This is a genomic window from Bacillus xiamenensis, from assembly GCF_000300535.1.
Taxonomy (GTDB): domain Bacteria; phylum Bacillota; class Bacilli; order Bacillales; family Bacillaceae; genus Bacillus; species Bacillus xiamenensis.
Map to the genome: position 1 here is coordinate 1 of NZ_AMSH01000040.1, position 11,979 is coordinate 11,979.

Genomic DNA, 11,979 nt, shown 5'->3' on the forward strand with positions numbered 1-11,979 from the left:
GCTAAAATAAAGTTCATTTTAGCCCTTTGTCAACAATCTGGAAGGGCTGACTGGATCAGCCCTTTTTTTCATGGGATGGCTTGTCTAGCGTGATATACTTTTTACAGGAAGAGCGGTCCTAGTTGCCGCCGTAGGCTTTACATCAGAAGGAGGAACTACTTTGCAGTCTGCTGTTCTAAAAGTAGAGAAAGTCGATAAACGAATTGGCCGTCATATGATCTTACAAGATATTTCGTTTGAAATTGGACAAGGAGAGATTGTCGGTTTACTTGGGCCAAATGGGTCTGGAAAAACGACCTTAATAAAACTGATTGTCGGTTTGATGAAAAAAAACAACGGACGAATCATGATCAATGGGTATTCTCAAGATGACGAGTTTGTCAAATCGTTGTCATCTGTTGGTGCTATCATAGAAAACCCTGAATTTTATACATATTTAACAGGCTTGGAAAACCTTGAATTGTATGCGGCCATGCATGATGAGGTTTCCGATGAGCGCATTCATGAAGTAGTGAAAAGAGTACGACTGGAGCACGCCATTCATCAGAAGGTTAAAACGTATTCCTTAGGGATGAAACAAAGGCTTGGGATCGCACAAGCCATTTTGCATCAGCCCCATCTGCTCATTTTAGATGAACCGACAAATGGACTTGATCCTGCAGGAATGAAGGAATTCAGAGAGCACTTGCAAACACTTGTACAAGAAGAAGGTACCTCTGTGTTATTTGCTACGCATCTATTGCATGAGGTCGAGGAGCTTTGTGACCGCATGATGATCATTCAAAAAGGAAAGATCAAAGTCAATGCCAATCTTCGAGATATGGATGGCAAAGAGCAGGTTCTGATGAATATTCAGCCAATTGAAAAGGCCGTTTCATGGCTCGACACTCATGGACATACATATGAACAAAATGGTCAGCATGTGCTGCTTCAACTAAACAAAGAACGTGTGCCAGAGCTCAATAAACAGCTAGTTTTGGCAGGGTTTGATGTACTTGAAATAACGCCTCAAAAACAATCGATTGAAGAGGCTTTTATGAAATGGACGGAAGGCGGGACAGCAGATGCTTCAACTCATCAAGAATGAGCATAAAAAAATCATGAGACAAAAGATCACATTCATTGCACTTGGATTGATTACTGTCTTTCAATTGACAATGGCGCTAACGTTGAAACGAGTCATATCCGGCTTTGGTGGGCAAGACACAGTCGCAAATTATTTTGCCTATTCAACGAATGTCGTATTTATTTTACAAGTGCTCGCTGTCGTCATTGGCGCCACACTGATCTCAACAGAGTTTCAAAAAAGGACGATTAAATTCTTATTGATCCGGCCAAAGACAAGGCTGCAGATTTTTCTAGCGAAATACATGACACTTGTGCTGACGGTTATTTACCTGTTTGTTTTTTATTATGTACTAGCGTTCCTTTTTGGCCTTATTTTCTTTGGGACTGATTTTGATGAAAGTACCGGGCGGTTATTTCAGCATACATTTGCGGTCATTGGATCTCAGTGGGTGGAAGTGGTCATGATGGCAAGCTTCGCTTTTATGTGTTCCAGTCTGTTTAGAAACAGCCTGATTGCGCTTGTGATTTCATTTTTTGTTTTATATGCGGCGAAATCACTTGTGCCGATTATGTCTCTGTTAGAAAATCAGTGGGGGAAAATCCTGCTTTTCGCCAATACGGATTTTACACAGTACAGCTTTCAAGGCCCGCCGCCTTTCCAAGGCATGAGTCCGTTATTTTCTCTATTCATTGTGGGGGCGCATTTTGTTTTCTTTGTTGGCACGGCTTGGCTCCTTTTTTGGAAGCGTGATGTAAATGTGTAAAAAATGTGTCAAATAACAAGAAAAATTCGTGACATCTTTGTGAAAACGGGTCTGTATTTCACGATAAGCGGCTGATTTTGTCTTATAATAAGAAGGAGTCATGGAGGTGGCACTATCGTGAAAAATTTCATTACGGCTTTACCAATTTTGTTGTTGCTGTCGTTTTCGTTTGTGTCTTTTGCCTTCCAGTTTGATCATCTTGTTTATTTCAGACTAGCGCTAGGGATCTTTTCATTAGCGGGTCTTTTCTTTCTGTATACACTTAAAAGAAATATGAAATGGTTTATGGTCTATTTATATGCGAGCTGGATCATTCTTGCTGCCGTTACGACATTTGAGGAACCTGTGTTTTCTCAATTCTTCTTCGGTGGTTTAACGATGACAATGGGCTATCTGACATATATGCTTATCTATTTAGGAATGAAGCAAGACCGCGTAGCGAAATCACATTAAACCAGCAAAAGCCGATAAAATCGCATAAAGATTTTATCGGCTTTTTTCATTCTGGAGTCAAAAAAAGCAGCCAACTGTTTGACTGCTCTACTTGTGCTTATGATTCACGTCCAGCAGCTGCAAGCTGCTTCTGATGCTTTTTGTCGATGGTTTCGTATATACTTTCCATCATTTTAGGATCGTGCATGATCGCCTTTTTGTTCTCTTCAATTAATTGCTGGTATGTTTTGATTTTCTTCTTAGACATGTGACTCATCGCTCCTTTATAAGAATGGACGTCTATAAGATTTCACACAGATGAAATTGATAATCATTTTCAATTAGCAATTCCATTATACAAAGCCAAATGTCATAAGTAAAGATTCAATTCAGAAAATTCACGTAACCGACATATTCCCATTCATATCGACGGTGAATTCTTTCCCAGGAAATAATCCACTGTCAATTCTTGTCGTGAAATCACATCAAACATTCTTGCTTACGTTGAAACGTTTTGGCCGGACATCTCGTCTTATGTAGAGATTTGATATAAGAGGATAAAGAAGATCTAAAAAAGACACCAGCAAGAATTTGCTGATGTCTTGATTCAACCAATTATGAAACGTGTTCTTGAAGAAACTCAGTTACTTCTTCAGGTGATTTTGCGTTTGCGCTGTGTAAATGACCTGTTTTTTCACCATTTTTGAAAATGAGCAGGCTTGGAATCCCCATGACCTGATAGGTTTCCGCTAATTCAGGGAAGTCATCTTTGTTTATTTCAAACCATTCATTCTGAGCATAAGCCTCTAAAATGTCTGGTATGAACATGTCCATTCTTGTGCAATCAGGACACCATGTCGCAAAGAATTTCACGATGACTTCTTTGTCTGATTGAATGATTTCATTGAATTGTTCAGTGCTTGTGATTGTTTTCAATTTGTCACAACTCCTTTTCAATGTCATTTTAATATAAAATAAAGGCGAATGACATACAAATGCTCGGGGGGCGCTTACAACCTTTACAAATCATTTCAATTACGTAACAACAAAAATTAATTAGAGCATTTTTGCTTGAAAGTGATAAGATAGTAAAGATGAATTTTAGTGGGGGGATTATCCATTGAAAATAAGTTTAGGATTGGTTTACGGCGGAAAGTCAGCCGAACATAATGTATCACTGCAAACAGCCCTTGCAGTGACAAAAGCACTTAACACTGAGAAGTTCGATATACATCCAATTTATATCACAGAAGAGGGCGAATGGCTAAGAGGAGAAAAACTCACTGAACCAGTATCAAACGTCAAAATGCTTCAATTCGAACAAAATGCAAAGACGTTTTTACCAACTTCTTTAAATGAAAGCATGTTCCCACAGCCTGCATCAGCCGATGAGAAGATTGATGTCGTCTTTCCATTGCTGCATGGACCAAATGGTGAAGACGGAACCATGCAAGGATTACTTGAACTATTAAATATCCCGTATGTTGGCAACGGCGTTCTCGCATCTGCTGCGGGTATGGATAAAGTCATGATGAAAGATGTTTTTGCTCAAGCAGGACTTGCACAAGCGAAACACCTTTCCTTCAATAAAAAAGACTATGAGAAAACGACACAGGACAGCTTAGAACAAGTAGAACAAGTACTTGGCTATCCTTGTTTTGTGAAACCTGCCAACATGGGGTCAAGTGTTGGAATTAGTAAATGCCGCAGCAAAAAAGAGCTGCAAGCTGCATTTGACTTGGCTTTCCAATATGATCGCCGTGTGGTTGTGGAAGAAGGCGTCGTAGGACGAGAAATCGAAATTGGTGTGTTAGGAAATGATGAGCCGAAATGCTCAGTCGTTGGTGAAATTGCACCTAAAACAGACTTTTATGACTACAAAGCAAAATATGAAGATGGCGATACAGATTTGATCATTCCTGCAAGTGTGTCAGACGAAGAATACAAGAAGATTCAAGAGATGGCGATTAAGGCATTTAAAGCCATTGATGGATCTGGCCTTGTGCGTGCAGACTTCTTCCTGACAGAAGAAGGCGAAGTGCTGATCAATGAAGTGAATACGATGCCTGGGTTCACACCATTTAGTATGTTTCCGTTGCTTTGGAAACATACTGGTGTAGAATATCCTGAGTTGATTGAGAAGCTGGTGTCACTTGCGATTGAGCGTCATCAAGAAAAACAAACCATTAAAACAACTTTTTAATGTGAGTAACAAGCAGACACTATCCTACAGGTAGTGTCTCTTTTCCTTCAAACGTGAAATGAGAAAGAGAGGCGAAAAATCATGATCAAACGTACAGTGAAACAAGTCGCCCAAATGGCTGGTGGAACATTATCAAATCAAGCTTTTGGCGAAGAACAGATTCACGGGGTGACAACAGATACACGCAAAGTATCAAAGGGCGCACTGTTTATCCCACTTATTGGAGAACATTTTAACGGTCACAATTTTGCTTCAAAAGCAGTGGAGCTTGGCGCCGCAGCTGTTCTGTGGAATCAAAATGAAGCCAATCCACCGGAGGGCGTTCCAGTCATTCTTGTAGAGGATACGCTGTCTGCACTTCAACAGCTTGCTAAATCATACTTAGCAGAGGAAAACCCTCGTGTTGTCGGTATTACCGGAAGTAATGGCAAAACAACGACGAAAGATATGATTCATTCTGTATTACAAACGGCCTACCGAGTCCATAAAACAGATGGGAACTTTAATAATCATATCGGTCTTCCTCTCACCATTCTTGCAATGCCAGAAGGAACAGACATTGCGGTTTTGGAAATGGGCATGAGTGCCAAAGGGGAGATCGAATTTTTATCAAAGCTGGCTGAACCTGATGCTGCTGTCATCACCAATATTGGTGAATCTCATATGCAAGACCTAGGATCAAGAGAGGCCATCGCAGATGCAAAATGTGAGATCACAAAAGGGTTAAAATCGGACGGCATTTTTTATTACTTAGGAGATGAGCCTTTACTCCGCGCAAGAGCGAATGAGCTGACCCGCAGAGCAAAGACGTTTGGAGAAGCAGATGACTGTGATATCAAGGTGACTCACATCAATCAGCTCGCAGAAGGAACTGAATTTCAGGTAGAAGGGTACGCTCAGGCGTTTCTCATTCCTGTATTAGGGAAACACAATGTAAAGAACGCACTTGCTGCCATTGCGATTGGCCAGCATTTTGGGCTGAATGAAAGTCAGATAGCCCAAGGACTGCTGCAAACGAAAATAACTGGAATGCGTCTTGAGTTGATTAAAACAGATAAAGGGATCACAGTCATAAATGATGCGTATAATGCGAGTCCGACGTCAATGAAAGCGGCGATTGATCTTGTAGGTGATATGGACGGCTTTGCAAATCGCATTCTAGTTCTTGGAGATATGCTGGAGATGGGCAGTGAAGAAGAAACATATCATTATGAACTAGGCGAATACATCAAGCCTGAGTTTATTGACCATGTCTTAACGTATGGTCGTCTAGGTGCATTCATTGCTGAAGGAGCGAAGAAAGCATTTGGAGACGCGCGTGTGTCCTCTTATATGGACAAAGAAGATTTAAAGGCAAAATTAGCTGATGTGGCAGGACCTGACGATGTGGTTCTTGTCAAAGCCTCTCGCGGCATGAGGTTGGAAGAAGTCATTACGGCACTATAAAAGAGAGCGGCAAAGAAGGTGATCAAATGATTGGCTGTCTATGTATACACGGTTTTACGGGTGCCCCTTATGAAGTAGAACCACTGGCGCAATATTTAAAGCAGACGACAGATTGGAACGTGCAGTCTGTCACGCTCCCCGGTCATGGGGAGGAGCTTCAGCTCAAAGGCATTCTCTATCAAGAATGGATTGCGACCGCTGAACTTGAACTCCTATCCCTCTACCGAACATGTGGCACCATTTATTTGATCGGCTTTTCAATGGGCGGGATGATTGCCTCTTACTTAGCAGCGAAGTATCCGGTTGCCCGTCTTGTCCTGTTAAGCGCTGCGGCGAAATATGTGAATCCAAAACAGATGATTCAAGATACAAGGCAGATGGTAAAGGAATCCTTGTCCGGATTAATTGATACGAATCCTTTGTATGAGCGGTACCGTCATAAGCTAGCGAGCACACCTTTGTCAGCAGCTGTAGAATTTATGAAGCTGGTGAAGCAAACGAAGAGCTCTCTTGAAAAGCTTCATCTACCCGTTTTAATCGTTCAAGGTGAAAGTGATGGGATTGTACCGGCTTCTAGTGCTGAGTTTATTTATCATAAAATCCCGTCTCGTCATAAAGAAATGTTCTATTTACCCGATTGTAAACATCATGTTTGTCATGAGCCATGTGCACAGCAATTGTTTGAAAAAGTAGAACAATTTTTAAAAAAAGCAATTTAATCTATAGAAAAGCTAAAATGTGGCTAAACTAATATAAATTGAATCCCACTTGTTAAAATTTGCATCATTTTTGTCGAATGAGTGACAGGCCTATGTTACAATAGGGAAGAAAAGGTGGTCGATTCGGTTGTTTCAATATGATGGAAAAACCTTTATCCCGCAGTTTAATTCGAGCAACGGGGAAGTATCGGAAGGAACCATATTTCAATATCGTCAGGACGGAAATATATTAACGGGCACATATCAAGGCGGCAGTATTGTATCTGGGGTACTTGTAGGAACTGTGAATAAAGACGCAACACTTCATTTTAGATATCACCATGTCAGCAAGGATGGCAGCATGAGAAGTGGTTCTTGTCATTCGACCCCTAAGCAGCTGGATAACGGAAAAATCCAACTGTTCGAAAAGTGGAAATGGATGGACGGAGATCAAAGTGAAGGTGAATCTGTCATTGTCGAGCAGTAGATATATCCATTTCTGTCTTGTTGAAAAACAAATAGTGTAATGGTAAGATATAATGTAGGGTAATTCGGGCTTTGTATATAATGGACCTGTCCTTTCATCAAAGGGCAGTTTTTAATGATCATTCACGAGATTACTGAAACAGCAATTAGAAGGAGTTTGAATAAATTGACTATAACGTTTCAAGATTTTCAATTAAGCGAAAGTCTCATGAAAGCTATTAACCGCATGGGATTTGAAGAAGCAACACCGATTCAAGCAGAAACCATTCCTCTCGGTCTTCAGAATAAAGATGTCATCGGACAAGCACAAACAGGAACAGGAAAAACTGCAGCATTTGGTATTCCTCTGGTAGAAAAAATCGATCCAGCGTCTCCTAACATCCAAGCGATTATCATTGCGCCAACAAGAGAATTAGCGATTCAAGTATCTGAAGAGCTATACAAAATCGGCCAAGACAAGCGTGCACGTGTACTTCCAATTTACGGTGGACAAGATATCGGCCGCCAAATCCGTTCGCTCAAGAAAAATCCTCATATCATTGTAGGGACTCCAGGACGTTTACTCGATCACATTAATCGTCGCACAATGCGTCTTCAAAATGTTGAAACAGTCGTGCTTGATGAAGCAGACGAAATGCTCAACATGGGTTTCATCGAAGACATTGAATCGATCCTTTCAAATGTACCAAGTGAACACCAAACACTTTTATTCTCTGCGACAATGCCTGCACCAATTAAGCGTATTGCAGAGCGTTTCATGACAAACCCAGAACATGTAAAAGTAAAAGCGAAAGAAATGACTGTTTCTAACATTCAGCAGTTCTACTTGGATATCCATGAGCGTAAGAAGTTCGACACATTGACTCGTCTTCTTGACATTCAATCACCAGAGCTTTCAATTGTTTTCGGACGTACGAAACGCCGTGTGGACGAATTGACTGAAGCACTGAACCTTAGAGGCTATACAGCTGAAGGAATTCATGGTGACTTGACTCAAGCGAAACGTATGGTTGCGCTTCGTAAATTCAAAGAAGGTTCAATCGATGTACTTGTGGCGACAGACGTTGCAGCACGTGGACTTGATATCTCAGGTGTTACACACGTATATAATTTCGACGTACCACAAGATCCAGAAAGCTACGTACACCGTATTGGACGTACAGGCCGCGCTGGACGTACGGGTATGGCGATGACATTTATCACACCACGTGAAAAAGATATGCTTCGTGCGATTGAGCAAACGACGAAACGTAAAATGGATCGTATGAAAGAGCCAACTTTAGACGAGGCGATTGAAGGACAACAACAAGTAACAGTTGACCGTCTACGCACAATCATTAGTGAAAATAACTTGAACTTCTACATGACAGCAGCTGCTGAATTACTAGAAGATCATGATTCTGTCACAGTGGTTGCGGCTGCTATCAAAATGATGACAAAAGAGCCAGATGCAACACCTGTTCGTTTAACAGATGAAGCACCAATGGTTTCAAAACGCAATCGTAACAACCGCAGCTCTTCAAAACGTAGAGACGGTGGCGGCGGAGGCGGCTATCGCGGAAAAAGCCGTTCATCTTACGGTGATAAAAAACGTTCTTCAAATGACCGCAATCGTTCTTCTAACGATCGTCGTCAAAAGAAATCTTATAACAGCTAACATACAAGAGCGAATCCTTTGCAGGGTTCGCTTTTTTTAACAGGCTGATTGAAACTTTTCAGGCTTTGTTTCGTAATATATTGATAGAAAAGTAAGAGAATGGGGGAAGAATGTGAGAAAACAGCCGCAACGTCAAATTAGTTTAAATGGTTTAAAGGTATGGCGTCTTCAAAATGGAATTATCTCATTGATTTTCTTACTCGTTATCATTGGGGTATTTGTTGCTAGTTATTATTTTCAATGGCCATATTGGATTGGGGCCATCCTCGTCGGATTGTGGATTCTACAGGTCATCTTCGGAATCTGGCTCATACCGAAAATCCGTCACCACATTTGGCGCTACGAAGTATTCGAAAACGAAATTGAAATACAGCATGGACTTATTCGTGTCACACGTGTGATTGTGCCAATGGTACGTGTCCAGCATGTCGATACATCTCAGGGGCCGCTTTTAAGACGCTATCGTCTGGCATCTGTTCAAATATCTACTGCTGCTACAGTGCATGATATTCCAGCACTGGAATTAGAAGAGGCAGATGAGCTTCGTGATTACATATCTCGTTTAGCAAGGGTGACTGAAGATGATGTCTGAACCAAAACGAGTACATCCCATCTCGATGTTCATTGATTTTATCTCAGATGCCGTATCCATGATCAAAAACTTCATTATCCCTTTTTTCGTGCTGATTTTTGTGAATTCGAATTCAAGTATTCGTTTTTATGCGTTTATCATACTTGGGGTGCTTCTATTATGGAAAGCGGTTTTAACCGTTTTAGCATGGAGACGATTCACCTACCGAATGGAAGACGATGAATTTCGCGTGGAATCAGGTGTCATCACAAAGAAGAAAAAATATATATCGTTCGAACGAATTCAAACGGTCAATACAAGTGAAGGCATCTTTCAGCGGATTTTCGGTTTGGTGCGAGTTCAAATTGAAACGGCAGGCGGGACGGATGGTCCAGAAGTGAGCCTGACGGCGATTACAAAAGCGGAAGCAGAACAGTTGAAACAGTCGATTTTCAACCGAAAGAAAAGCTTACAGCAAGAAGAAGGGGAAGCATTCAATGAAAATGGTGAGGGAACGAAAGAACATCTGACCGTGCAAAAACCTATGGAGGAAGAAGTCAATGTTTCCTATCGCATGGGTGTCCCGGAGCTGCTTTTGGCGGCGACCACCTCCAGCGGAATCGGTGTGATCATTTCAGGGTGTCTCGCCATCTACACACAAATAGATGAAATTCTTCCATTGGACGGGTTCGTCAAGCAATTCTCCTTTTTAAGTCATGCGAGCATTGAAATATATGCGATTCTCATTTTTCTGGCAGTATTGATTGCGTGGATACTTAGTGTTGGGGTCACAGCGCTCCAATATGCGAATTTTGCTGCAAAACGAAAAGGAAATGACATCATCATTACAAGAGGACTGATTGAGAGGCATCAAATGACCATTCCACTTGCGAGAATTCAAGCAGTGAAATTGAAAGAAAATATTCTCCGTGAACCCTTTGGTTTTGCGACGGTAATGCTTGTTAGTGCAGGAGGTTCGATTACAGAAAAAGAAACATCTTCTGTCTTATTTCCACTCATACGGAAGAAAAAAATCAATGAATTGTTATCCCAATTTACAGATCAATATCATCTGACACCGGAACGTGAGCTGAATAAGGTGCCGAAGCGTTCACTGAAACGTTATCTGATTTCTTATGGATTTGTTCCATTACTTGTAGGGATCATCCTTTCCGTACGGTTTCCGCCATGGGGATATTTGGCGCTCATTCCATTACCATTTGCCTTGTTCTTTGGGTATTTAGCCTATAAACAATCAGGGTATGTCATAAAAGATCAATTGATTCAGTTAACGACAAGAGGGATCGGCAAAACCACTGGACTCATCTTGAGAAAACGAATGCAAAACTATACGATGACCCAATCATACTTTCAAAAAAAAGGCCGAGTGGCGAGTATTCACACCTTCGTGAAATCCTCTGCACTGCTTGATTCCTTTGGTGTGCATCATCTTAAAGAGGAAGATGCGGCACGTGTATGTGATTGGTATTCCTATGAAACAAACAAATCTTCTTAAACCAAAAAAATGTCGATCCGCTCCCTTAAAAGGAGTGATCGACATTTTTTATGAGATTAATAGCGTCTTTTTTTTGAGTGGAAGAATAGGGTGATCGGTGCTAGGATCATGCCGCCAATCAATCCAAACAAGTGGGCCATGATATTGATGTTCGAATTGACGAACGTCATGATGACAGAGACACCAAGAATCGTTAAGATGACCTGAGAATTGCCGCGGTCCATCATGTGCGGTTTAAATAGGACAAGATAAAGATAAACGCCGAACAAACCAAATATAGCACCAGAAGCCCCGACATGTACGTACTCTAAAGGCTCGACCCAATAGGTTCCGAGATTGCCAATGAATCCTGCACCAATATAAATCAGGAGAAATCGCACCTTACCAAGCAAAGATTCAAGTGCTGGAGCAAATAGAAAGAGTGACATGGAATTGAACAAAATATGTGTCAGACTCCCGTGGAGAAAAATAGGCGTCACAAGCCGCCACCATTCTCCTGCGGCGACACCATAATTGAAACCAACGAGATGGTCCTGCCCAAGCTGTATAATAGGGATGGGAATCGCAAATACAAGCCATAGGCCTATTTGTAAAGCAAGAATGGCTGTGACGATTGGATACGATCTAATAAATTGTTGAAAGCTCTCCGTTCGAATAAACATAACAAACCCCTTTTGACTAGATAATGGTAAGTTTATAGTAACACGTTTATGAAGCGAACATCCAAATTAGTACGAGTATCCTAGGAGGTACCCCATGATCAAAGGAATTGGCATTGATATTGTAGAGATCGACCGTCTGTCACGAGTGCTCGGAAGGCAGCCCCGTTTACCAGAAAGAATTTTGACTTTAAGTGAACAGGACGCCTTTCACACACTAAGTAAAAAGAGACAGCTCGAATTTTTGGCAGGACGCTTTGCGGCAAAGGAAGCATTCGCTAAAGCATACGGTACGGGAATTGGTCAGTATTTAAGCTTTCATGACATCGAGATACAAAAAGATGCGAGCGGAAAGCCTTTCATCAAAAGTGAGAAAACGAAGGAAGATCACGTTCATCTGTCCATTACACACACAAGAGAATATGCTGCTGCACAAGTTTTAATTGAAAGGTTGTCAAGCTAGTCTGCATATTGTTTGT

Annotated in this window: 14 protein-coding genes; 11 read left to right on the forward strand and 3 right to left on the reverse strand. The window is 41.3% G+C overall.

Annotation, left to right across the window (positions count from 1 at the left end):
* Positions 1–160 precede the first annotated feature (160 nt).
* The 3 genes from BA1_RS12540 to BA1_RS12550 all read left to right on the forward strand — a co-directional run bounded on the left by BA1_RS12540 (position 161) and on the right by BA1_RS12550 (position 2,285).
* Complete coding sequence (locus BA1_RS12540) at positions 161–1,087, forward strand: ABC transporter ATP-binding protein (protein WP_008359524.1); 927 nt, start codon at positions 161–163, stop codon at positions 1,085–1,087.
* Positions 1,065–1,832: an ABC transporter permease gene (locus BA1_RS12545; protein WP_008359526.1), complete on the forward strand. Its 768-nt coding sequence runs from the start codon at positions 1,065–1,067 to the stop codon at positions 1,830–1,832. Before BA1_RS12540 ends, BA1_RS12545 begins: the two co-directional genes overlap by 23 nt.
* Before the next feature lie 117 nt (positions 1,833–1,949).
* A complete protein-coding gene (locus BA1_RS12550) occupies positions 1,950–2,285 on the forward strand; it encodes a hypothetical protein (protein WP_008359528.1) in 336 nt (111 codons plus the stop codon).
* A gap of 97 nt (positions 2,286–2,382) precedes the next feature.
* Here BA1_RS12550 and fbpB read toward each other — a convergent pair whose 3' ends face one another.
* Both fbpB and BA1_RS12555 read right to left on the reverse strand, forming a co-directional pair.
* Positions 2,383–2,532 carry a Fur-regulated basic protein FbpB gene (gene fbpB, locus BA1_RS18760; RefSeq protein WP_008359530.1) on the reverse strand — a complete coding sequence of 50 codons (150 nt, stop codon included), beginning with the start codon at positions 2,530–2,532 and terminating at the stop codon, positions 2,383–2,385.
* Positions 2,533–2,879: 347 nt separating this feature from the next.
* Entirely contained in the window at positions 2,880–3,200 is a 321-nt protein-coding gene (locus BA1_RS12555; RefSeq protein ID WP_008359532.1) for a thioredoxin family protein, read from the reverse strand.
* 184 nt (positions 3,201–3,384) lie between these two features.
* Here BA1_RS12555 and BA1_RS12560 point away from each other — a divergent pair, with 184 nt between their 5' ends.
* From BA1_RS12560 to BA1_RS12590, 7 genes are all read left to right on the forward strand, one after another.
* Positions 3,385–4,467, forward strand: a complete 1,083-nt coding sequence (locus BA1_RS12560; protein ID WP_008359534.1) for a D-alanine--D-alanine ligase — start codon at positions 3,385–3,387, stop codon at positions 4,465–4,467.
* Positions 4,468–4,548: 81 nt separating this feature from the next.
* Positions 4,549–5,913: a UDP-N-acetylmuramoyl-tripeptide--D-alanyl-D-alanine ligase gene (locus tag BA1_RS12565; RefSeq protein ID WP_008359535.1), complete on the forward strand. Its 1,365-nt coding sequence runs from the start codon at positions 4,549–4,551 to the stop codon at positions 5,911–5,913.
* A gap of 26 nt (positions 5,914–5,939) precedes the next feature.
* The gene (locus BA1_RS12570; RefSeq protein ID WP_008359537.1) at positions 5,940–6,632 is read left to right on the forward strand and encodes an alpha/beta hydrolase; all 693 of its coding nucleotides are present in this window, start codon (positions 5,940–5,942) and stop codon (positions 6,630–6,632) included.
* Positions 6,633–6,759: 127 nt separating this feature from the next.
* On the forward strand, positions 6,760–7,098 hold the full coding sequence (locus BA1_RS12575) for an avidin-fold protein (protein WP_008359539.1): 339 nt from the start codon (positions 6,760–6,762) through the stop codon (positions 7,096–7,098).
* A 165-nt stretch (positions 7,099–7,263) separates the two neighbouring features.
* Complete coding sequence (cshA, locus tag BA1_RS12580; RefSeq protein ID WP_008359541.1) at positions 7,264–8,754, forward strand: degradosome RNA helicase CshA; 1,491 nt, start codon at positions 7,264–7,266, stop codon at positions 8,752–8,754.
* Positions 8,755–8,866: 112 nt separating this feature from the next.
* Positions 8,867–9,346 carry a PH domain-containing protein gene (locus BA1_RS12585; protein ID WP_008359543.1) on the forward strand — a complete coding sequence of 160 codons (480 nt, stop codon included), beginning with the start codon at positions 8,867–8,869 and terminating at the stop codon, positions 9,344–9,346.
* Positions 9,336–10,841, forward strand: a complete 1,506-nt coding sequence (locus tag BA1_RS12590) for a PH domain-containing protein (protein ID WP_034739354.1) — start codon at positions 9,336–9,338, stop codon at positions 10,839–10,841. Before BA1_RS12585 ends, BA1_RS12590 begins: the two co-directional genes overlap by 11 nt.
* Before the next feature lie 56 nt (positions 10,842–10,897).
* Here the strand turns inward: BA1_RS12590 and BA1_RS12595 are convergent, their stop codons facing one another.
* Positions 10,898–11,503, reverse strand: a complete 606-nt coding sequence (locus BA1_RS12595) for a rhomboid family intramembrane serine protease (RefSeq protein ID WP_008359545.1) — start codon at positions 11,501–11,503, stop codon at positions 10,898–10,900.
* Positions 11,504–11,597: 94 nt separating this feature from the next.
* Here BA1_RS12595 and acpS point away from each other — a divergent pair, with 94 nt between their 5' ends.
* Positions 11,598–11,963 carry a holo-ACP synthase gene (gene acpS, locus BA1_RS12600; protein WP_008359547.1) on the forward strand — a complete coding sequence of 122 codons (366 nt, stop codon included), beginning with the start codon at positions 11,598–11,600 and terminating at the stop codon, positions 11,961–11,963.
* Positions 11,964–11,979 lie beyond the last annotated feature (16 nt).

Excerpts from the sequence above, each read along its gene's own strand:
- BA1_RS12545 (WP_008359526.1), top strand. The coding sequence starts at position 1,065 with ATGCTTCAACTCATCAAGAATGAGCATAAAAAAATCATGAGACAAAAG.
- BA1_RS12595 (WP_008359545.1), bottom strand. The coding sequence starts at position 11,503 with ATGTTTATTCGAACGGAGAGCTTTCAACAATTTATTAGATCGTATCCA.
- acpS (WP_008359547.1), top strand. The coding sequence starts at position 11,598 with ATGATCAAAGGAATTGGCATTGATATTGTAGAGATCGACCGTCTGTCA.
- BA1_RS12570 (WP_008359537.1), top strand. The coding sequence starts at position 5,940 with ATGATTGGCTGTCTATGTATACACGGTTTTACGGGTGCCCCTTATGAA.
- BA1_RS12565 (WP_008359535.1), top strand. The coding sequence starts at position 4,549 with ATGATCAAACGTACAGTGAAACAAGTCGCCCAAATGGCTGGTGGAACA.
- fbpB (WP_008359530.1), bottom strand. The coding sequence starts at position 2,532 with ATGTCTAAGAAGAAAATCAAAACATACCAGCAATTAATTGAAGAGAAC.
- BA1_RS12590 (WP_034739354.1), top strand. The coding sequence starts at position 9,336 with ATGATGTCTGAACCAAAACGAGTACATCCCATCTCGATGTTCATTGAT.